Below are 20683 nucleotides of genomic sequence, written 5' to 3'. Positions count from 1 at the left end.
ATGGATTCCGAATAATACTTTCTCATATTTCAAGTTTCAAGAAAAAAGCAGGCTCTGCCTGCAACGTGAAAATTATACCACATCACGCTATGAGATGCAAAAACAAGGGCTGTCGGCCCTCTGTCTGCCTATAAGTTTATGCAACCTCTGCCGCGCTGCGGCTTCATCTCTGAATAAGCATAAACAGCCGTGCCGTCATATCTTGAAAAAAGGGCAGCCCTTCAAGCCGGTCCACTCCTGTTACCCACTCGCGGACAACAGCAAATTGCAGAGCAAATTGAGCGACAACAAGGCCACCCAAAACGATGCCGCATATTATAATAATCCATACTGTGATTCGCTCCGTATGCCTAAGCCAACGTTGTTGTTTCAAGGACGACCGCCCTCTTCCTGTAAGGTTGAGGATAGTTTTTCCCTAAAATTGGCTGCTATGCATGAGAGGCCAACCCTAAATACCATGACCCGCTTCAATACTATCTGTTCCTGAAATCCAGCTGCCGCTCAAAACAATACCGGATAATTCGTTGGCGCTCACTGTCATTGATTTGTGCGAATTTGCACATTACCTGAATTCGGCCAGATTCAAGCTTCTCCACCCTGACAACTTCCGAGACAAAGCCGGAGTGATCCAGACTTCCGTTCTTGTAAGAAAGCAGCATCCAGCATTCCAGCGTCTCGCCTTCCTTCACCTGCCATTTGCCGTCGGCGAGAAAAGAAATGCCGCCCCCGCCAACATCGTCGGTATATGCCAAAAATCGAGTCTGATCTGGCAATTTTACCGCAAGCTCAAGCTCCGCAGGAACACGAAAAAAACTGCGGCGTTGAACTTTTGTTACTTGATCGGGATCAGGTTTGCGAATCGATATAAGCTTTATAACATCTTCTCTGAAGCCGAGGACATGGCTATTAAAATAATGCTTCACGCCATTCTCATTGAGGAAATAAGCGGACAGTTCGTCCCCAAGGTACAGCTTCTTGAGCTTTCCGTTCTCTTCATTAATCGGAACCTCGATAAGCAAGTCCTGCTCCCTGTAATCGGCGATGCGAGCCTTATAGTTGATTTTGCTAGCTTCTTCATCTGCTGAGGCGACTTGCAGATACAATATTTGATTTACTTTGGGCTGCAACCTGAAGCTCTCCCTCCTGTGTATAGGTATATTATACCATGACCCGCTTGCAGTGGGCTATATGAAAAAGACGGCTTCACGGTCTCTTTTTTCAAGAGTCGTGAAGCCGTACCTTTCGTCTTTGTTTCAGGTCCATTATTTCAGGTCAAGAGGTTGCTGGCAGATTGTCTTCTCCAATACCGGGGATCTGTTCAATTGACTCCTCCACCCCGTCGTTTGCATTCACATAGATCCGGTAGAACTGTCCGTTGATTTTGCCGATAAACTCATAGCAAAGAACTTCCTTGGACAATTCGTTCTTGATAATCGCTTGCTCGGTCCGATTCACCTTAAACTCGGGGTTCAGCACTTTTCGCGCTTCGGCCTCGCTCAGCTTCGGCTTTTCAATCTTTCTGGTCCTATGCTCGTAAGCAAAATCTTCCGCGTGCATCCCGACAACCTCGCCGTTATCAAGACCGACCTTAACCGTCAGCTTCTCGGGATAAATGAGCACCTTACCCTGAATAGCTACAAAATTGAGATTGACCGATCTTCCGTTGTTGTCATAGCTGACGGCAGTTAGAGACGGATAACCATGCGTGTCAAGGAATTTCTTCGCTGACTGCTCCGCTCTCGCCACTCCCACCCGCTTCTTGCCAATATCGCGGTTATCAAGGAATCGCAGCAGTTGGCCTCCCTTTTTGCTGAAATCAAGCTGCACATTGCCTTCCTTGCGCTCCAGTACTGCTGAGTAAGTCGCATACTCCGTCGATTGTCCTTGCTCCGTTACCTTGATGCGGTTCGGATCGGATACGCCAAGAAATTTGGCAGCCTTATGCTTGACGTCCTTAGCAGTAACCGGAGTGCCGCTTAGCATTTTTATAGAGCGTCTCTCGAACATGGCCGAAACCGACGGACCCCAGTTAATTTCCGGGTAACCTTCGACCTTTTTGTCCACCGTTTTGAAACCGTCGATAATCGTGTTGTCACTGCTAGATTGCTCGGTGGCCAGTGCGGTTTCAACATCCATCCAGCGCAAACCGTGTTGCAGTACCTTGCTTTGCATGCCCTGCAAATCATTCGTAATTTCCTTGGATTTGGCGTACAAGGTTTTCAAGGTTTCATGTTCTTTGGCAGACAACGGTTCTTGATTCAAATCCCTTACCGCGGTCCGGTAGGAGAAATTGGCAATCCGCGCCAAAAAGTCTTCAGTCTTGCTGAATGGCAGTAAGGTGAGCGGAAGTTGGTTAATTTTGCTTTGCGCATCGCTGGTCAACCGCCATACATTGACCAGACTTTTGCGGTGATAATTTTTGGAAGTCGAATTTACTGCCAGCGTATGCCCTAGCTGGTTATGAAGCTGCTGAACATTGTAGCTCAGTTCGTGAAAAGCGCGCTGATACTGGTTCTCCGCCTTGATCAAGATGGAGTTTTTCTCTTGATGCTCCTGGTATCCCCAATAGATGGACCCGATAAACAAAAGTGCCACTAGAGGAAACAAAACTGCGCTCAGTCGTTGGTACATAACACAAAAGCTCCTTTCTTGTGCAAAACCTGGTTTTAGTTTGGTTTGCGCAAAGGAGCTTTATGCATTATCCGAATAGTTCTTCAATTTCAAAATCGTCGGTATTGCTGCAGATGCACTGCTTGAAGCCGGTGTCGACCTTTCCCTTGTCTCTGCGGCCTCGCAAAATAAACTTTTCACCGCATTGGTTGCAGCGAATGGTTACCTTCACTCTTCCATCCATATCGTCAAAATAGCCTCCTTCTGTCCTTCTAACCGACATTATAGACAGAAGCATCACAAATTAATCTCTTCCTCTCGTCTTACGAGCCTGAAAGGAGAGCGTGAATTGGCGCTTTTGATTTTGCGAAGCCCTTTAATCCAAAGGTAAATCATCAGCGGTACGATAATGAACATCCATTTGGTTTTGACAATCAGCATAATCCAGTTATACAAGCCGTGCCAAAACAGCGGCTGGATAAGCGAGAACAGAATGAGCATTCGCTTGTGATGCTGGTCCGCCGTAAACTTGGCCTTTCCCAAATAATAGCCCATGATGATGCCGAACAGTGCGTGTCCCGATACAGGAAGCAGCGCGCGCATCAGCAGTGAACCAAACGTGGATGGCTCTAATATGGCATACAGCACATTCTCCAGCGTTGCAAATCCAAGCGAAATTGCAGAAGCATAGACAATGCCGTCATAAGGCTCATCAAAGTTCGTATGGTTATAAATGATATGGTAGAGCACAAACCATTTTAAGCCTTCTTCCACGCCGGCTGAAATAATAAAAGCGAACACGAAGGGGGACTCTCCAAGACCTAGCATCAGGCCGCGCTGGATAATCATAATTGGAAACGTGATCAGCGCTCCAAATATAAACATCCGGATTACCATATTGATCGGTTCGATGTCGTATTTGTCCTTCAAGTAAAGGAAGGTAAGCAGAGAGACACCGGGAGCGACGGCTGCTGTCAATATGGAAAGTAATAACACCTGCTTGTATCCTCCCTTCGTATTGCAAGTTAGACCCAGCCGCGGTATTGCACCGCTTGCGCCATCTTTTGCACGCCTGCCATATAAGCTGCCAGACGCATATTTACGCCTTTGGTTTCATGAATTTGATAGACTTGGTTAAAACCTCGAATCATCATTTCACGGAGCTTGTGCTCCACTTCGGCTTCCGTCCAGTAATAGCCCTGATTATTCTGCACCCATTCGAAATAAGATACAATGACCCCGCCTGCGCTAGCCAGTACATCAGGAATAAGCAATATTCCCCGTTCTGTTACGATTCGGGTCGCCTCAAGGGTCGTCGGCCCATTCGCAGCCTCCACAATAACTTTTGTTCTCAGCTTGTGAGCATTATGGGCCGTAATCTGATTCTCAATGGCGGCAGGAACGAGCACATCGCACTCCAACTCCAGCAGTTGCTCATTTGAAATTGTATTCTTGAACAGATTCGTAACCGCTCCGAAGGAATCCCGGCGGTCGATCAAATCATTAATATCAAGCCCATCTTCATTATACAGCGCCCCATGAACATCTGAAATAGCAATTACTTTCGCCCCGGAATCATGCATGAATTTCGCCAGGAAGCTGCCGGCATTGCCGAAGCCTTGGACTACCACTCTGGCATCATGCAGGGCAATGCCATTTACCTTGAGCGCTTCATGGATCATAACCGCAACGCCGCGCGCAGTTGCCGTCTCCCTGCCGTGAGAACCGCCAAGCACCAAAGGCTTGCCAGTAATAAAGCCGGGCGAGTCAAATTCTCTGATACGGCTGTATTCATCCATCATCCATGCCATAATTTGCGAATTTGTCATGACGTCAGGAGCTGGAATGTCCTTAGTTGGCCCCACAAGCTGGCTGATCGCTCTAACGTAACCGCGGCTCAACCGCTCCAACTCACGCAGCGACATTTTTCGCGGATCGCAAATAATTCCGCCTTTCCCGCCTCCATATGGCAAGTTCGCAATTCCGCATTTCAGGCTCATCCAGATTGATAGCGCCTTAACCTCTTCCTCATTGACATCCGGGTGGAAACGCACCCCGCCTTTGGTCGGTCCAACCGCATCATTATGCTGTGCCCGATAACCTTTAAATACCCGCACATGACCGTCGTCCATTCTCACTGGTATCCGGACTGTAAGGACACGCATCGGGTCCTTCAGCAATTCAATCATGTCTTCACCAAAGCCCAGCTTGGTTAATGCATCCTCGATTACGATTTGAGTAGAGGCCAGCATCGATAATGTTTCCTTCGGTTCATACATGCTTCATTAACACCCGCCTTCGCTGTTATAAGTGCAAACGGCAATAACGCCGTACTGACTTCAGGCAAATAATGGAAGCAACCTATTTTCGGCTGCTCATTCTCCCCGCAGGTTAGTATCTGTCAATGCTGCAATTCAAAACCATGGAAATTGTTCGATTGAGGAGAAGGCTCGTCCAACAGCATAATAAACGGCGCCTCTCTACTTTTATACAAGGTAAAACTGGTTTATATGCTTAAAATGATGATATTGCCTCATTTTTTCGTCAAAGAAAAAAGCAACCGGACAGACTTACTGTCCGGTGCTCGATATGTGGAAATCAGGATTGGAAATGAGTGCATATTTCAGCAACGGCTCCGGAAGCCATAATGAGCTTACCGTATTCCTCCAAGACCGCTGTTGTTAAGGAAGTGGCATCGCCATACTCTGCGAGCAGGGCAATGAGCGCAGCTGTACGCCCTTGATCAGAATTGACGGGGTCAAAGGTTAAAATCCATTTTCCCCGGTAAGAATAAAGTCTTCCGTCTTCTGTAAGCTTCGCTTGAAGAAGCTGATGGCTTACCGAAATGACATCTTCAAAATCGCGGAATGCGTACATAATTACATCGCTGTGCTCCAGCGTCACTTCCATTTCATATACATCTTCGTCCTGGTCCTCTTCCGTGTCCGCGCTCTGTTGAGATTCCGATTTGCCGCGCGTTACGATGACAACCATACCTTGTGCGGGAAGCGCAAATACTTCAACAGCAAGCGGCCCGCTAGCATCAAATCCGAGCTCATTATATGCTTGGTCCATCATTTCGCTGAACAGCTCATGAACCTTCGGGATTTCACGCCACATATCATCCTTCTGGATCCCTCGTTCCAGCAGGTCGTCGAACGTCAGGAAAATCTTAATTTTATTCTGGCTCAACCGTTCGATTTTCATGACAGGATCCTCCTTTGCAGCATCGGTTATAACAACGTATGAAGTTTCATATAATATGTGATTAAAATCATCATATGTAACTATGTTAACACTTTTGACTCCGAAATGCACTACCTGTAAATTGAGGATTTTTACAATAATGCGGATAAAATTTTCAATGCCTGTCTGCGCTTTAATAATGTATATGCGCTATTTGATTATCGGATACTTGTCTTTTTCTAGAGGTTAGCGCTTGAGCTTTAATTTGAGTTAATCGTAGTTCAAAAAAAATCGCCAGCCCTTAAAAATAAGGAGCTGGCGACTTGCTAACCTGATTTTTTAATGAGTTGTTTCGGTCAAGCTTTCAGCCATAATTTTCTCGGCCTCCCGCTTTGCCACGGGATCGCTCTCGACTAATTGCTCAATACGCTCCCAGCTTTCCGGATGATTCTTGTTGTGGGATTTGGATGCCATTTTCCCCACGGACGACTTCGCCGCTTTATGGCTAGCTTTGGAGACATGCGCCCCCGTACTCGATTCATGTTCTTTACTAGCAAAGGACTCAAGTCCCATTTCCATCATTTTGCTCATTCTGCGTTCCCTCATGTTGCTCATTGCATCGCCAACCGCATGGGACATCCAGTTAAAAGTAGCAGGCCGCTTGTGAGCCCATACCGCCGCAGCTGCCAAGCCAACAACTCCTCCGACCATAAATGCAGTCCATCTCATGGTATACGCCTCCTTGTTATAATGGTTGATAAAATGCAGATGCGTATATATCGTTCCCTGAGCCTACGCTTGGCAATCCGCCTTATTTTAGCAATCATGGACAACGCAAAATGAGCAAATGGGTTTGTGAAGGCGCGAACAATCGGACGGGAATTCTTGAAGTGCCGAAACCGCAGCTTACGAGCAGCCGGATAGGAACATTGGAGGCATTAATCGTCGCCGAGAACCATCCCCGGCAATATTTATTAACAATAGAAGACCGGGAGATCGGTCCAATAATAGGAAGTGCGATTTGACCGCCATGCGTATGCCCGGAGAGCATTAAATCAACTGGCGCCCCAGTCAGCCGATCGACCAGATTCGGATCATGGGACACTAATATGGTAAATGGATTATCAGAAGAAGTTTCCTTGCTCTCAGTTCGGAAGGAAAAAGCTTCAGCAAGGGACTCGCGCCCGGTAATGGGATCATCTACCCCGCATAGAACAATCCGATCTTTCCCTCTTTTCAGTACGATGTTGTCATTTACAAGCGGCGTTGCCTGCTCCTGAAGCAGCAAGGCATGTAGCGAACGGGCCGATTCGTCGTAATCGTGATTGCCGTAAACCGCATAGACAGGACCGAGACGCCTCAGTTTTCTGATGTTGGCTCGGGTACGACGCAGCGGGACGCCATACTCCCTGATGTCTCCGCCAATGACAACTAGATCAGCCCCGCCCTCATCTTCGCATGCCTCAATAAGCCGGTCAGGTATAGCACGTCTGTGGATATCGCTGATAAAAAATAAGCGCAAGCCGTCAAATTCGGCTGGCAGCTTCTCCATAACAATCTCTTCTTTTTCAACGCGTATTTTAAAAGCCTCCAGCAGCATCCAGATGAGCAATGATGCTGCCATAACCAAGAGTCCCATTTGAACCATATGCCTCACCTGTTTCTTTCCTGCAGAATCGAGCGAATGAAGTTGCTGTTACTCATAAGCGCTTCTTCCGTATAATACTAGACCTACCACCAAACACACAAACAAGACAATCAAAAGATTGTAATACAGTTTGGTAAGCTGCCTTTTTGTTGAAACGTGCTTGTTTTTTCGTGAAGGCAGCTCCTCACCGACCTGCTGTTCATTAATTTCCATCTTGCGGCCGCGCCCAGCACGGCCGCGTCCGCGGAAACGTTCCTTTCTGCTCATGACTCCCTCCGGTAACGTATGATGAGTCCCATCACCGCATCAATAATGAAATGCGCGGCAATCGGCGCCCACAGTGTGCCTGTAAAATCATAAATCCATCCTAAACCGAAACTGATGGAAAAAACAAGACCTGTCGGAATCCAGTGCTTCAGATAACGGACATGAATGGCCGCAAATAGAATACTTGTCCAATAAGCGCCGAATGCATGTTGAATCGCTCCGCGAAACAGCAACTCCTCACAGACCGATACTACAAATGAAAGGACAAGAATATGCCACCATGGACGGTTGCGGAACAAACGTTCATTTACCCCTCCGTCATCTGTCGCCTCTTCAGGCACCCATCTGGAGATTAACAAATCGACAACGATGACAACAGCGGCAAGCCCTGCGCCCCAATATAAAAAATTTAATGTTTTTGGAAATTGCAACAATAAAATTGGGTTCTGACGCTGAAATAAAATCCACACGATGCCGATAATAAAGGTAAGCGCCTGCGTCATATACAGATTAATCAGCAGCAAACGGTCATTGATCTGGTCTATAGTCACCTTGCGAAGCTTCAGCTTGCGGATATCGAATTTTCTCATAACTTCCCGCCTGTTATCTAAGTATGTTATTCCCTTTTCGCCAAGATTCACCTATACTATTAAACAAATTGGCACTACATTCCTACTACCTACTTTGAAGGAGACAACGATGGAAAAACGACTGACCCGCACAGAAATGATGTTCAGTCTCGGCTTTTTACTCATGCTTATTGTGGCGGTTGCCGCTTTTTTCTTCGGAGTTAAAATCGGCTCCGATAAAATCGAGGCCCAATATTTGCCGATGAAGCATCTCAATGCCGAGGGTGGTCCTAAAGTAACGGCTTATCAACAACAAGATCTGGTTTCTTATTATCATACTGTATTTTTACCGTTGCGCGAATTTCAAACGGAATGGTTTTCCGCAATCGAAAAACTGGAGAACGGACGTTCTACCGACGCCTCAGCCTCCTTCAAAGAACTGGCCAAACAGGCTAAGAAACAGTATCAAACCATAACGACTGCTACCATCCCTGCGGTCTCACCGCTCTTGGCGGATTCGCAGGTCAATGTCCTCAAAAGTCTCAAACTGTTCGAGCAAGCCGCGAATCGTCTAGCTGGAGCTTCCAAGGACCAGTCAATTTCAGCGGTTCTCGATATTCTACATACGGATGCCTACTATGCGCAAGCTGTAGAGTACACGCTGCAATCCCAACAACAATATTATGGCGCCATGCTCAAGTGGGGAGCCACGGTTAACGTCAAAGTTCCAAGCGATTACGAGACACCGTCCGTATTGGAACTCTCGAATTGGAACAAACTCCCTTTTCTTGTGAAGAACAAAGTTATGGCCGATCAGTTGTCATCCCGCAACACGCTGGAAGCTTTTTATCCGCATGACTTGAGCGTCCGGGTGGACGAGTTTATTGAATCCGGCCAGCCTGCCAAAATGAGAATCAAAACCGTATCCGCCGTTGTCGATCTGCTGCTCGGCACAAAGGCAGTGCGGAAAGGGGATTTCACCGCAACCAAACTGACTCGATATGACAAGGAACTGCTGCCACAGCTTCCCTTCTTCTATATGGATGCCAGCTAGAAGATTTCGGGTAACCGCAGTATGTTAACTTCAGGATCGACTTAATCATATTGAAAGCCGAGAACAGAGGCCGCGTCCGCCATTCCACCAGCAACATTGTGGAGGTTGCCGCGGCCTTGTTCGCTTAAGTATCGACACACCGCTACACTCCTTACCCCATGCGCGCAAATGATATAGAGGTCTTCATCGCCCATCAACTCGTCTAGACACTGCGGAATTGTACTCATCGGCATATGTCTGGTTTGCTCAAGATGATAGTATGCCCACTCCATAGTCTCCCTTATATCGACAATTTGCCGCGCCTCGATTTCACCGCGATCCAGCTTCTCCAGCAAGTTCTCTGCTCTAATATTTTGCCAGTTCTCCATCAGACCTCTCTCCTTAGTCCCATAACTAGAGTCCGGCCAAGCCGTACATGCTTGAATCATAACAAAAAAATTCATAATTGAGCAAGTTTGAGGATTGCAATTGTCTACCAGATTGCTATAAAATAATAGAGGTTAACAGCGCCGCATTTTTCACCCTTGTATTGTTGGGAGGGCAATGCGGGCATACGAAATCATTCGACAATTTTCAACGATGCGAATGAAACTCTCGTCTACGTTGCTCTTACTCGGAGAAGCTAGATGAGGGTTTTTCTCTTACAGCAATTCATTTTCTTAAATCTAGGGAGGAATACCTGACATGTTCAAAGTGCTAGTTTCAGATCCAATCAGCGACCTTGGTATTCAGCAACTTGTCGATGCCGAGGACGTATTGGTGGATAAAAAGCCCGGTTTAAGCGAGGATGAGCTTGTTGCCATTATTGGCGAATACGATGCGCTGCTGGTGCGCAGCCAAACACGGGTAACACCAAGAATTATGGAAGCAGGCGCCAATCTGAAAGTCATTGGACGCGCAGGCGTTGGCGTAGACAACATTGATTTGCCTGCTGCAACCCAACGCGGGATTATCGTAATCAACGCGCCTGACGGCAATACCATTACTACTTGTGAGCATACTTTTGCCATGATTATGGCCGTGGCGCGCCATATCCCGCAAGCTTATGCCAAAACGATCAACGGTCAGTGGGACCGCAAATCCTTCCTTGGCGTAGAACTGCGCAATAAGGTGCTCGGCGTCCTTGGAATGGGCAGAATCGGAAGCGAAGTAGCAAAGCGCGCCAAGGCATTTGGTATGGAGATTATGGGCTATGACCCGTTCCTGACGGAAGAGCGAGCCGAGAAAATGGGAGTAAAGCTTTCCAGTGTAGAGGATATCGTTCGTCATGCTGATTTTATGACCGTCCACACACCGCTAACGCCTGAAACTCGCCATATGATCGGAAAAGCGCAATTCGAAATCATGAAGCCCGGCATGAGAATTGTCAACTGCGCACGCGGCGGAATTATCGATGAATTGGCGCTTGTAGAAGCGGTTGATCAAAATATCGTTGCTGGAGCTGCATTTGACGTATTTGAGGTCGAGCCGCCGGCTGAAGATCATCCATTCCTGAAGCATCCTAAAATTATCGTAACGCCGCATCTCGGCGCTTCTACAGTGGAAGCCCAAGAAAACGTAGCGATCGATGTTTCCGAGCAAGTGCTGCACATTTTGCGCAACGAACCGTTCAGCAACGCAGTCAATATGCCTCCGGTGCCTACTGAAGTTTTGAACAAGCTCCAGCCTTACTTCTCCCTTGGCGAGAAGCTGGGAAGTTTCGCCGCACAGCTCGCAGAGGGAGCCGTCGAGGAAATTGTGGTCAATTATTCGGGCGATCTGGCTGAAGTTGATACTCAGTCGCTGACACGCTATGTTGTCAAAGGCGTGCTCTCGCATCATCTCGGCTCTGAGCAGGTCAATGTAGTAAACTCGATGCATCTGGCCAAAACACGCGACGTGAACATTATCGTGCAAAAATCCCATACATCAAAAGGATTCACGAACCGGATTTCCGTATCGCTGCGCGGGAAAAACGAAGAGCGGCTTGTGGCTGGAACATTGCTTAACGGCTACGGCGCACGGATCGTTCAAATTGACAAGTTCCCGGTTGACGTGGCTCCAGAAGGCAATCTTATTCTGGTCTCCCACAGCGATAAACCAGGTATTATCGGCCGCGTAGGTACACTGCTCGGCGGCAATGACGTCAATATTGCCACGATGCAGGTTGGACGCAAAGTCGTCGGCGGCGCTGCCGTAATGGTGCTGTCTGTCGATAAAGCTGTTCCGCGTGAGGTGCTGCAGGAAATTGCCAAGCTGCCGGATTTGAATAACGCTAAAGAGATTGTTTTATATTAATCGCATTTGATCCCGCCCTTCAACAGAGCGGCAATAACCCCCAGGCCACAATGGCCTGGGGGTTTCGTTATGTTCCGATAGGATAGGATGGCGAGCCCACCGGCAGTAGCATCGTGAATGTCGTTCCCACATTCAACTGGCTTTCAACCTGGATGGTCCCTCCATGAGATTCCACAATGTTCTTGACAATAGCCAGACCAAGTCCGGTGCCGCCTGAGGAGCCCCGTGTGCGAGCTTTATCAGCCTTGTAGAAACGTTCAAAGATATATGGAAGATCTTCCCGAGGAATGCCTCCCCCTTGATCCTTTACTTGAAGCTGAATGTAGGCTTTGCCATCTTTGCTGAGCGGCTCGGCCGATATCGAAATACCAGCCTCCTCCGCTGTATGGCGCAGGGCATTGTCAAGTAGATTCGTCAGCACCTGCTCAAGCCGATCCTCATCTGCCGCTTCCAGAATGAGCGGCTGCTCGGGGAGCAAATAGGTTAAGGTGATTCCCCGTTCCTTGGAGTATACCTGGAACTTTCGCTGCACCCGGCGGATCAGCGTCCCAAGTTCGACTTGCTGAAAGTTCATCTCAATGTGACCGGCTTCCATTCGCGCCAGATCAAGCAAATCCTTCACCAGACGACCCATACGCAAGGACTCATCATAGATGACCTGTACCAGTTCATGACGCTCCTCCGGCGAGGCTGCAATATCATCCATCAGTGCCTCACTGTAGCCCTGCAGCATGGAGAGCGGAGTACGGATTTCATGGGATACGTTCGCCACAAAGTCCCGGCGAAGCTTCTCCAGCTTATATTCCTCCGTTACATTCCGCATTACGACTACCGCGCCTCTGACGGTCTCATTCGATGTGAGCGGCGCCATAACGACAGACCATACACCATCCTGCACATTGATTTTACTACTCAAATCCCGCCCTTCGCGCAGAACAGTGCGATACAGTTCATAGAGTGGTTCAGGAACATCTCCATACATCGCAGGAGCATCGTTACCGCCTTCGGTCCAACCCAGATTGCGCCACTGCTCCATTACGTGCTGGCCTTCGGGATTCGTCAGAATAACCTTGCCCGCAGCGTCAAATGTAATAACCGCGTCCGCCATGCTGCGCAGCATGCTGGAGAGATGATCCTTTTCAAGGTGCAGATCCTTGATGATCGTATCCAGTTCTGAGGCCATATGGTTAAATGTGTTGCTCAGTTCCCCGATTTCATCGGAGGAGCGGATCGGCACCCTTGTCTGGTACTTTCCTTTGGAAATCTGGTCAGCCGCCTTCTTGAGCTGAACGAGCGGCTGCGTAATTTTCGTAATCAGAAAAAAAGCGAAAAACGTGGTCAGCAAAAACCCGATAACTCCGGTAATAATAAAGAGCACCATAATTTCATGCGTCGCACTTGAAAACGTTAAATCAACATAGAACAGCAGCAGCGTTCCTAGCGTGATCAGAATTAACGCGACAAGCAAAATAATGGTTAGCCACAGCTTGCCGACGACACTTTTCCATACCATCGTTACTTGGGAACCTCAAGCTTATAACCGACGCCCCATACCGTGGTAATCATCGCTGCAGCATCAGGCGATACTTTGTTGAGCTTCTCGCGCAGCCGCTTGACATGTGTATCGACTGTACGAAGGTCGCCAAAGAACTCATAATTCCATACGTCCTTGAGCAGATCCTCGCGGGAAAAAACCTTGTCCGGCGAAATCGCCAGATAATGCAGCAGTTCATATTCTTTGGGAGTCAGGCTAACCTCCTGACCGCCTGCGGTCACCCGATGCGCATCATGCTCAATAATCAAGTTAGGAAACACAATGTTATTGCTGGAATTCGCTTCCTTCGTCAAGTAAGCCGTGGCAGAAGAGCGTCGCAGAATCGCCTTTACCCGGTAGATGACCTCCCTTGGACTGAACGGTTTGACCACATAGTCATCCGCACCAACCTCGAAGCCCTGGACACGGTTCATCTCCTCGCCCTTGGCTGTCAGCATAATCACAGGTGTGGATTTAACCTGACGAAGACGGGAGCACACCTCAATACCATCTATTCCGGGAAGCATGACATCAAGCAGAATCAAATCATAATCATTGGCGCTTGCCATTCTGAGGGCGCTCTCCCCGTCCTCCGCCTCTTCAATCTGATAGCCTTCCTTTTCCAGATACATCTTCAACAGCCGCCGGATACGCTCTTCATCATCAACAACAAGAATACGTTGTATCGGTTCTGACATTGCCCTCGCTCCTTCCATCACAGTAATTTTAGACACCGGCATAAGAGTGCAAACCGGCGATAATGAGATTTACCCCGATCAGGGTAAACATTACAATGACAAAACCAATCACAGCCAGCCATGCTGAACGCTGTCCCTGCCAGCCGCGCGACAGGCGCAGATGCAGATAGGCGCTGTAGTACAGCCATGTAATCAAGGCCCATACCTCCTTAGGGTCCCAACCCCAAAAACGCGACCAGGCTATATTCGCCCAGATCATCGCAAATATGAGCGCGCCAAGTGTAAAGATCGGAAAGCCGATGGCAATGGCTCGATAACTGATTTCATCCAGATCTTCAGGGTCAATGCCGTCCATATAGGGGTGAATGGCTGCTCCAAGGCGCTTCCTGAGCAGCAGCCGCGCAACTCCATACAACAAGCTTCCCGTAATGATCGACCAGACTACTGTGTTCAGCTTACGACCTGCATTGACACCATTCATCCAGGAAGGCGCCTCAAGCAGCGGCTTCTGAATGCCCAGGAAGCTGTCCATGCTCGTAGTTACACTATTATAGGGTTTAAAGATTGGAGGCATCGTATACACAACGGTATTTGTTGCCGTTGATTCCTGGCCACGGTTGTCTATTGTTACTTTCTCCTGCAAAAATTCCGCTTCATAGCCAGCCCCGCGGAACGCAAACACGGTAATAATGAATCCGATTATGATGATCAGCACATAAAGCGTAAATTCAACCCAACGCTGTGCCCGCTTGGCTGCCTTTGAGGTCTGCTTAAAGTCCACAACCCGGAGCAGATACATCAGTCCCGCTGCAAAACCAACCGCAAAGAAGGCTTCCCCCAGCGCAGCTGTCGTCACATGAATTTTAAGCCAAACCGTGTTCAGTGATGGAATAAGAGGCTGCACCTCTTGCGGAAATACCGAAGCATAAGCCACGATAATAATAGTCAGCGGCAGAGCGAACATGCCAAGTAGCGCTGTCCGGTAGATCGCAAATATAATAACAAATGCGATCATAATGGCCATGCCCAAAAAGGTCATAAATTCATACATATTGCTCGTTGGAATCTGTTTGCTTCCATACCACCTGGTGAAGAAAAAGGTCAGGTGAGCTGCGAGTCCGAGAATGGATACAATGAACGCGATCCGTGACCAGCGCTTCACATGCGCCTTCGGATCACGATTGCTCCACTTCTTCCCGCCAATAGCAATCATGTAAAAGATGAAACCGAAGCAATATAAAAAGAAAGCAGCAATAAAAGCATCACTGCTGAACTCAACATAACTCACGTTTTATTCCCTCCGTTATCCAGCGATTTTGGATCAACCTCAATGCCTGCCTTGCCAAGCGCCCATGCCACATCATTGCGCATTCCATAGAAATTTTTATTCGTATGGGCTCCAAGCGACAGCACGCCACTATCGACCCGCAGCCATACTCTGCGATGATGCCAGTAAAAGCCCATAATGAGTCCGATCATGGATATGGTAGCCCCAATCCAAATATAAGGGAGCGCTTTATCCTTGCGGATATTTAAATAGGTGATCGGCCCGGATAACTTGACATTTTCCATCCCATTGACCTTGATCTCAAAGCGGTCAGCAATCGGACGGTTGATCGCGTCCTGATTGAATTGCAACTTGTCAATCTGATTCGGGAAATACAGATAAGGCTCTCCGTCTTGTTTCAATCCGGGACCGGACAGGATGAACAAATAAGCCGGTGCATTGGGATCTCTGGACAAAGTTGTCGGCTCTCCGTTCTCATCAATGGCAAACTCCATGAATTGCGAACGGAGCTCAAGCTTGTAAGGGCCTGCTTCAAAGCTGGTTTTGGGGTTTCGTATCTCCAAATCAAAGGGACCGAATTCTTCGCCTGTTTCCTTGTTGATGAGTACCGGCTTGACAGCCTCAAGACGAGGTGTTGCGTCAAATCCCGACTGGTAAGCCTTCAGCCCTTCGTAGACCATCGGATTGTTCATCACGATATCATGTCGGTAAACCTCCTGCAGAACAGGCTCCTGTGTCAAGTTATTGCAATTTGCGGTGCATTCATAAAGAACAGCCTTTGTTTCGAAAAGCTTGGGCCTGGCAGTTCCCTTCAATGGCTCGGGAAGTTCATCATCCGTGTAATAATCAACCGTGAACTGCTCATTCTTAATGTAGTACGGCGTCCCTTCAATTTCGACCGTTTGCCCTTGCTGTACCGCTACATACATGTCCATTTGGAAGCCTGGGATGCTGCGGGCAAGCACAGCCAGCAGGAACAGAATCAGGCCGATATGGTTAATATATGGGCCCCAGCGGCTAAATCTGTTTTTCTCGGCAAGCAGCGCGGTTCCGTCCTGGTGAACGCGATAGCGCTTTTTCTTCAGCTGTTCCCCCAGCTTGTTGATGAACTCTGTCTCGTCTCCGGAAATTTGCGTCTTATGTACAACCTTCTGTCGGAGTATAAAGTGCAAATGCTTGCGTATTTGCTGCTTGGACAGCGCACGGTAAAGCGGCAGTACCCGGTCAAGGGAACAGACAACCAGCGAAGTGCCGATCATGACGAGCAGCGTCGTAAACCACCAGGACTCATAGGTGCGCGACAGCCCGAGCATGTAATAGATTTTCCCGATGGTGCCATGCTGAATCTCGTAGTAGGTTGCCGGGTCTTCACTCAGAAGACTTTCCTGCCGGAAAATAGTCCCGAGCGCAGAGGCCAGCAAAGTAATAATAATCAAGTAAACAGCGATCTTGACGGAAGAAAAGAAATTCCAGATCTTATCAATAAAATTAGGGTTTGCCTTCTGTGAACGGCGTGCAACCCCGTCATAGCGCATCTCAAGCGGCTCGTCCGACAGCAGCTGTTCGCCGAGCGGCTTGCCGCAGGATTCGCAGAGCACGGTTCCTACATGATTTTGATGGCCGCACTCACATTTCGTGTTTTGAAACAATGAGAGAGCCCCCCTTTCGTCTAGCTCGACTGGAACAGTTTTTCCACACGCTCCTGAATCTGCTTCTCCGTCATTGCGGTGATCGCAATCTCCGAGATCGTACCATCCGGTTTGACAAAGAACGTCGTGGGATACGAGCGCAAACCGTATTGACGTTCCACCTTGCGGTTGACGTCACGCAACACAGTAAAATTCAGGTTAAGTTTGCTCACAAAATTTTGAACCGGCAAATCCGCTTCACTAAGGTTTATAGCCAGCACTTCCAGTCCCTTGCTTTGCCATTTGTCATATAACCGCTGAAACTCCGGCAGTTCTTTTACGCATGGCGGGCAAAAGGTGCCCCAGAATGTAATGATGAGCGGCTTTCCTTCATAGTCCGAAAGATTGTGCGCGTTTCCATTCAAATCGAACAATGAAAAACCGGGGGGACTGTCACCAACGCCCGGTACTTTGGAATCGTTTTTGAACAACGCGTTGCCAATGGCAAAACCGCCGATCAGAACGACAAGAATTAAAATCGCGATTTGAACTTTCTTGCGGTAAGCTCCCATCTTTTATTCACCACCTGACAAACATTCAATTACATGTTACATTATATCGAACATGAAGTTACTTTGGCGGTTATTTATTATGAATATTATGTGACTTGGCGGCTTTCGCGGCGATAGCCAGCAGCTCCTGCACTTCCTTCGGCGTTAAATGACGGTATTTGCCTCGCTGGAGATTTTGCAAGCCAAGCTCTCCGAAACGAATTCGCTTAAGGCGGATAACCGGATGTCCGATTGCTTCAAACATGCGCCGAACTTGTCTGTTCCGTCCCTCATGAATCGTAATTGTAATGGTGGCCTGTTTTTTCTCCGGGTCCACATCCTGATACTCGAGCTCTGCCGGCGCAGTCATGCCGTCCTCAAGCTGAATTCCTTGCGCCAGTTGCTCCAGACTTGTGCCGTGGGGCACCCCCTTGACCGTAGCTAGATAAGTCTTGGGAACATGATGTTTCGGATGCGTTAGCAAATTGGCGAACTGCCCGTCATTGGTAAGCAGCAGCAGCCCTTCCGTATCATAATCCAGACGTCCGACTGGATAGACGCGCTCTTTGATATCCTTGAGGAAGTCGGATACAATTTTGCGGCCCTCAGGGTCTTTGGCGCTCGTAATAACCCCTTTAGGCTTGTTGAACATCAGGTACAGCTTCTTTTCCCCTTTAATCACCTTGCCGTTCACGCTAATGACATCCACAGCCGGGTCGGCCTTGGCGCCCAACTCAGATACCTTTTCTCCGTTCACCTCGACCTGTCCGGCCAAAATTAATTCCTCACATTTGCGTCGCGATGCGACACCGGCTTGCGCCAAAATTTTCTGTAAACGTTCCAATACTTTCACCTCATTCTCCATCATACCTATATGGCAAGGAAAGCACAAGCGGACGCTGCTTTTTCTCGGAAAAGTCGAGCAAGTGCCTTCGTGTGGGAGGTTCTTCCACAAATAAAATAAAAAGAATGCCTTCTGTGCCGAAGCCTCAGAGACATTCTTTGGGTTATAAATCAGGCGAAAATAAGCAGGCAGATTGCTATAGCAGCCGCAAATCCGACGAGATCAGAGAAGAGTCCGACCTTCAGCGCATAGCGTGTCTTGCGGATACCGATAGCGCCAAAGTATACCGTTAATACATAAAGCGTCGTGTCGGTGCTGCCCTGAATTGTAGAAGCGATTCGCCCGATCATGGAATCCGGGCCGTATGTCTTGATCAGTTCCGTCGTATACGCAAGCGAACCGGCTCCAGTCAACGGACGCAATGCTCCCAGCGGCAACACCTCGCTCGGGATGCCCAGGATGTCAAACAGCGGACGTATAGCTTGTACCATCAACTCCATTGCCCCGGAAGCGCGAAACATGCTGATGGCAACCATCATCCCCACGAGATGCGGAATAATTTGAATCGCAGTATCAAAGCCGCCCTTGGCTCCATCTACAAAGGATTCATATACAGGTACTTTGTGAAATGCAGCATACAGCGGAATGAAAACGATCATCATCGGAATGGCCCAAATCGAGAGCATGGACACAAACTCATACACCGCTGTTCACCTCCTTCGAGCCGCCTGCAGCGCCACTGCGATTGCTGGCGCTTGTGTTGTTTATTGCAAGCTGGTGAGGCGGTACCCGCCTGCGAAACCATCTGTCGGCAAGTATCGCCGCTACGGTCGCGATTGCGGTAGCAATGAGGGTCGTGCCGACAATTTCCGCTGGATGCGCCGAACCGAAATTCATGCGGATCGCAATCAGCGTCGTTGGAATGAGCGTAATACTTGATGTATTAAGCGCCAACAGCGTACACATGGCAGGTGTTGCCGTATCCTTGTCCGGGTTAAGCTTCTGCAACTCCTGCATCGCCTTAATTCCCATCGGCGTTGCAGCATTGCCAAGGCCCAGGATGTTAGCGCTCATATTCGTCATAATATAGCCCATTGCCGGGTGGTTGCGCGGCACATCGGGGAACAAAAAGCGGACCAAGGGACCAAGCAAGCGAGCCAGCTTGGCGAGCAGACCCGCATCCTCCCCAATTCGCATCATTCCCAGCCAAAATACGAGAATGCTAATCAGGCCGAAGCTTACGGTTACGCCTGTTTTGGCGCCATCAAAAGCGGCCTCCGTCACCGCCTCCACCTTTCCTGTCGCAGCGGCAAATACGATGCTGATTACGATTAATAGCAGCCAAATCCAGTTGACCATATTCGCCCCTCCTAACTAAACAAGTTTTTCAGAGCCAGCTGCAAGGATTGGAGCCAAGAGATAGAGCGGCTGCCCGGAGCCATGCTTGACTCGGCTTCGCCCGCCGCATTCAGCCCTGGCTCGTAATCCCGAACCGCAACCGTACCTATTTTCTCATGACCTAAATACAACTCCAGCCCGCCTCTAGCCCCGAGTGCATAATCCGTCGTCGCCTTGTTTTGCAAGACTAATTTGGTCTTGATCAATGAACGCTCTTCCTCGGTCAGCGGGAACTGGAAGGTTCGATCTACCTTATACGGGTACCCGGCAAGCCGTTGGCCATCCCTGACCAGATCGTGCAGCGGGTAATTCTCAAAGCCAAAGTCCAGCATGACGGAATGATCTACCCAGTCATTGCCGTCATTGAGCGTCACGGCAGCAAGCTGTTGGCCATTGCGTGTAGCCGAGCTGACCAATGTCCGAAAAGCCTTTTTCGTATAACCTGTCTTAACCCCGTCCGCCCCTTCGTACATAAAGAGCATTTTGTTTTTATTCTTCCAGGAATAGTCCCGTTCCCCTACTTGTTTTGTCTTTGTTTTCACGATTTCACGGAAATCATTGTTCCGCAGCGCATAGGCCGCAAGCTTGGCCAAATCATTGGCCGTCGAATAATGCTCCTTGTGATCAAGACCGTGCGGATTTGTAAAATGGGTATGCTCCAGGCCCAGCCACTTGGCTTTCTCATTCATAAGCACGACAAAACCCTCTTCTGAGCCGCCTACATGCTCGGCAATTGCCGTCGCCGCATCATTCCCCGAGCGCAGCATCAATCCGTACAACATGTTTTGCAGAGTCATTTCCTCGCCCAGTTTCAAGTAGATGGACGAGCCCTCCTTGCCGAATGCCCGTTTGCTCACCTTGACGGTGTCGGACAGATTTCCATGCTCTATCGCGACAATGGCTGTCATAATTTTAGTCAGACTTGCAATCAGCATCTGTTCATCGCCGTTTTGAGAAAAGAGGATTCGTCCGGATGCCACATCAACCAGTGCTGCCGCCTTGGCATGAACACCCGGAGCTTCTGGGGCTTTGCTCGCTTCGACATAAGGCACTCCGCCGGTAACGGACAGCAGTCCCAATATACATAACCATATTATTGCGATTGTTGCGCGATTGCCAGTTCGCCTAATT

General features: G+C 48.8%; 23 protein-coding genes. 2 read left to right on the top strand and 21 right to left on the bottom strand.

Annotated elements, in window-relative coordinates:
* Positions 1-163 precede the first annotated feature (163 nt).
* The 11 genes from JFN88_RS20030 to JFN88_RS19980 all read right to left on the bottom strand — a co-directional run bounded on the left by JFN88_RS20030 (position 164) and on the right by JFN88_RS19980 (position 8301).
* Positions 164-373, bottom strand: coding sequence for a hypothetical protein (locus JFN88_RS20030; protein ID WP_199021040.1), 210 nt, complete (start codon positions 371-373; stop codon positions 164-166).
* Positions 374-473: 100 nt separating this feature from the next.
* Complete coding sequence (locus tag JFN88_RS20025; RefSeq protein WP_199021039.1) at positions 474-1127, bottom strand: flagellar brake protein; 654 nt, start codon at positions 1125-1127, stop codon at positions 474-476.
* A 145-nt stretch (positions 1128-1272) separates the two neighbouring features.
* On the bottom strand, positions 1273-2631 hold the full coding sequence (ypeB, locus tag JFN88_RS20020) for a germination protein YpeB (RefSeq protein ID WP_199021038.1): 1359 nt from the start codon (positions 2629-2631) through the stop codon (positions 1273-1275).
* Between the two features lie 67 nt (positions 2632-2698).
* Positions 2699-2854 (bottom strand): hypothetical protein, encoded by a 156-nt coding sequence (locus JFN88_RS20015; protein ID WP_199021037.1) that lies wholly within the window; start codon positions 2852-2854, stop codon positions 2699-2701.
* A 53-nt stretch (positions 2855-2907) separates the two neighbouring features.
* Positions 2908-3606, bottom strand: a complete 699-nt coding sequence (prsW, locus tag JFN88_RS20010) for a glutamic-type intramembrane protease PrsW (protein WP_199021036.1) — start codon at positions 3604-3606, stop codon at positions 2908-2910.
* Between the two features lie 29 nt (positions 3607-3635).
* On the bottom strand, positions 3636-4889 hold the full coding sequence (locus tag JFN88_RS20005; protein WP_199021035.1) for a Glu/Leu/Phe/Val family dehydrogenase: 1254 nt from the start codon (positions 4887-4889) through the stop codon (positions 3636-3638).
* Positions 4890-5208: 319 nt separating this feature from the next.
* The gene (locus JFN88_RS20000) at positions 5209-5817 is read right to left on the bottom strand and encodes a genetic competence negative regulator (RefSeq protein ID WP_199021034.1); all 609 of its coding nucleotides are present in this window, start codon (positions 5815-5817) and stop codon (positions 5209-5211) included.
* Between the two features lie 318 nt (positions 5818-6135).
* Entirely contained in the window at positions 6136-6525 is a 390-nt protein-coding gene (locus JFN88_RS19995) for a hypothetical protein (protein ID WP_199021033.1), read from the bottom strand.
* Positions 6526-6619: 94 nt separating this feature from the next.
* Positions 6620-7444 carry a metallophosphoesterase gene (locus JFN88_RS19990; RefSeq protein WP_199021032.1) on the bottom strand — a complete coding sequence of 275 codons (825 nt, stop codon included), beginning with the start codon at positions 7442-7444 and terminating at the stop codon, positions 6620-6622.
* Between the two features lie 48 nt (positions 7445-7492).
* Positions 7493-7711, bottom strand: a complete 219-nt coding sequence (locus tag JFN88_RS19985) for a hypothetical protein (RefSeq protein WP_199021031.1) — start codon at positions 7709-7711, stop codon at positions 7493-7495.
* Positions 7708-8301 carry a CPBP family intramembrane glutamic endopeptidase gene (locus tag JFN88_RS19980; protein ID WP_199021030.1) on the bottom strand — a complete coding sequence of 198 codons (594 nt, stop codon included), beginning with the start codon at positions 8299-8301 and terminating at the stop codon, positions 7708-7710. The genes JFN88_RS19985 and JFN88_RS19980 overlap by 4 nt, the downstream gene beginning before the upstream one ends.
* Positions 8302-8410: 109 nt before the next feature.
* Between JFN88_RS19980 and JFN88_RS19975 the strand changes: the two genes are divergently transcribed.
* Positions 8411-9334 carry a hypothetical protein gene (locus tag JFN88_RS19975; RefSeq protein WP_199021029.1) on the top strand — a complete coding sequence of 308 codons (924 nt, stop codon included), beginning with the start codon at positions 8411-8413 and terminating at the stop codon, positions 9332-9334.
* 41 nt (positions 9335-9375) lie between these two features.
* Here JFN88_RS19975 and JFN88_RS19970 read toward each other — a convergent pair whose 3' ends face one another.
* Positions 9376-9702, bottom strand: coding sequence for a rhodanese-like domain-containing protein (locus JFN88_RS19970; RefSeq protein ID WP_199021028.1), 327 nt, complete (start codon positions 9700-9702; stop codon positions 9376-9378).
* Between the two features lie 316 nt (positions 9703-10018).
* Here JFN88_RS19970 and serA point away from each other — a divergent pair, with 316 nt between their 5' ends.
* Complete coding sequence (gene serA, locus JFN88_RS19965) at positions 10019-11611, top strand: phosphoglycerate dehydrogenase (protein WP_199021027.1); 1593 nt, start codon at positions 10019-10021, stop codon at positions 11609-11611.
* A gap of 67 nt (positions 11612-11678) precedes the next feature.
* Here the strand turns inward: serA and JFN88_RS19960 are convergent, their stop codons facing one another.
* The 9 genes from JFN88_RS19960 to JFN88_RS19920 all read right to left on the bottom strand — a co-directional run bounded on the left by JFN88_RS19960 (position 11679) and on the right by JFN88_RS19920 (position 20604).
* Positions 11679-13124, bottom strand: a complete 1446-nt coding sequence (locus JFN88_RS19960; RefSeq protein ID WP_199021026.1) for an ATP-binding protein — start codon at positions 13122-13124, stop codon at positions 11679-11681.
* A gap of 2 nt (positions 13125-13126) precedes the next feature.
* Positions 13127-13843, bottom strand: a complete 717-nt coding sequence (locus JFN88_RS19955; protein ID WP_199021025.1) for a response regulator transcription factor — start codon at positions 13841-13843, stop codon at positions 13127-13129.
* Between the two features lie 28 nt (positions 13844-13871).
* A complete protein-coding gene (gene ccsA / locus JFN88_RS19950) occupies positions 13872-15131 on the bottom strand; it encodes a cytochrome c biogenesis protein CcsA (protein WP_199021024.1) in 1260 nt (419 codons plus the stop codon).
* Positions 15128-16780, bottom strand: a complete 1653-nt coding sequence (gene resB, locus JFN88_RS19945) for a cytochrome c biogenesis protein ResB (RefSeq protein ID WP_199021023.1) — start codon at positions 16778-16780, stop codon at positions 15128-15130. The genes ccsA and resB overlap by 4 nt, the downstream gene beginning before the upstream one ends.
* Before the next feature lie 20 nt (positions 16781-16800).
* Positions 16801-17331, bottom strand: coding sequence for a redoxin domain-containing protein (locus tag JFN88_RS19940; protein ID WP_199021022.1), 531 nt, complete (start codon positions 17329-17331; stop codon positions 16801-16803).
* 70 nt (positions 17332-17401) lie between these two features.
* On the bottom strand, positions 17402-18154 hold the full coding sequence (locus JFN88_RS19935) for a pseudouridine synthase (protein ID WP_199021021.1): 753 nt from the start codon (positions 18152-18154) through the stop codon (positions 17402-17404).
* A 170-nt stretch (positions 18155-18324) separates the two neighbouring features.
* Complete coding sequence (locus JFN88_RS19930) at positions 18325-18858, bottom strand: spore maturation protein (RefSeq protein WP_332908512.1); 534 nt, start codon at positions 18856-18858, stop codon at positions 18325-18327.
* Positions 18851-19513: a nucleoside recognition domain-containing protein gene (locus JFN88_RS19925; RefSeq protein ID WP_199021020.1), complete on the bottom strand. Its 663-nt coding sequence runs from the start codon at positions 19511-19513 to the stop codon at positions 18851-18853. Before JFN88_RS19925 ends, JFN88_RS19930 begins: the two co-directional genes overlap by 8 nt.
* An 11-nt stretch (positions 19514-19524) precedes the next feature.
* Positions 19525-20604: a D-alanyl-D-alanine carboxypeptidase family protein gene (locus tag JFN88_RS19920; RefSeq protein WP_332908524.1), complete on the bottom strand. Its 1080-nt coding sequence runs from the start codon at positions 20602-20604 to the stop codon at positions 19525-19527.
* Positions 20605-20683: the final 79 nt, after the last annotated feature.

This window comes from Paenibacillus roseus, assembly GCF_016424485.1.
In the GTDB taxonomy this organism is placed as follows: domain Bacteria; phylum Bacillota; class Bacilli; order Paenibacillales; family Paenibacillaceae; genus Paenibacillus_D; species Paenibacillus_D roseus.
Note: the sequence above shows the minus strand (reverse complement) of the source record. Positions and strands in the feature narration are given on the sequence as shown.

What these genes read in the sequence shown, in the direction of transcription:
- ypeB (WP_199021038.1), bottom strand. Translation starts at nt 2,631, where the DNA reads ATGTACCAACGACTGAGCGCAGTTTTGTTTCCTCTAGTGGCACTTTTG.
- JFN88_RS20015 (WP_199021037.1), bottom strand. Translation starts at nt 2,854, where the DNA reads ATGGATGGAAGAGTGAAGGTAACCATTCGCTGCAACCAATGCGGTGAA.
- JFN88_RS20005 (WP_199021035.1), bottom strand. Translation starts at nt 4,889, where the DNA reads ATGTATGAACCGAAGGAAACATTATCGATGCTGGCCTCTACTCAAATC.
- JFN88_RS20000 (WP_199021034.1), bottom strand. Translation starts at nt 5,817, where the DNA reads ATGAAAATCGAACGGTTGAGCCAGAATAAAATTAAGATTTTCCTGACG.
- JFN88_RS19995 (WP_199021033.1), bottom strand. Translation starts at nt 6,525, where the DNA reads ATGAGATGGACTGCATTTATGGTCGGAGGAGTTGTTGGCTTGGCAGCT.
- JFN88_RS19990 (WP_199021032.1), bottom strand. Translation starts at nt 7,444, where the DNA reads ATGGTTCAAATGGGACTCTTGGTTATGGCAGCATCATTGCTCATCTGG.
- JFN88_RS19985 (WP_199021031.1), bottom strand. Translation starts at nt 7,711, where the DNA reads ATGAGCAGAAAGGAACGTTTCCGCGGACGCGGCCGTGCTGGGCGCGGC.
- JFN88_RS19980 (WP_199021030.1), bottom strand. Translation starts at nt 8,301, where the DNA reads ATGAGAAAATTCGATATCCGCAAGCTGAAGCTTCGCAAGGTGACTATA.
- JFN88_RS19975 (WP_199021029.1), top strand. Translation starts at nt 8,411, where the DNA reads ATGGAAAAACGACTGACCCGCACAGAAATGATGTTCAGTCTCGGCTTT.
- JFN88_RS19970 (WP_199021028.1), bottom strand. Translation starts at nt 9,702, where the DNA reads ATGGAGAACTGGCAAAATATTAGAGCAGAGAACTTGCTGGAGAAGCTG.
- serA (WP_199021027.1), top strand. Translation starts at nt 10,019, where the DNA reads ATGTTCAAAGTGCTAGTTTCAGATCCAATCAGCGACCTTGGTATTCAG.
- JFN88_RS19960 (WP_199021026.1), bottom strand. Translation starts at nt 13,124, where the DNA reads ATGGTATGGAAAAGTGTCGTCGGCAAGCTGTGGCTAACCATTATTTTG.
- JFN88_RS19955 (WP_199021025.1), bottom strand. Translation starts at nt 13,843, where the DNA reads ATGTCAGAACCGATACAACGTATTCTTGTTGTTGATGATGAAGAGCGT.
- JFN88_RS19940 (WP_199021022.1), bottom strand. Translation starts at nt 17,331, where the DNA reads ATGGGAGCTTACCGCAAGAAAGTTCAAATCGCGATTTTAATTCTTGTC.
- JFN88_RS19925 (WP_199021020.1), bottom strand. Translation starts at nt 19,513, where the DNA reads ATGGTCAACTGGATTTGGCTGCTATTAATCGTAATCAGCATCGTATTT.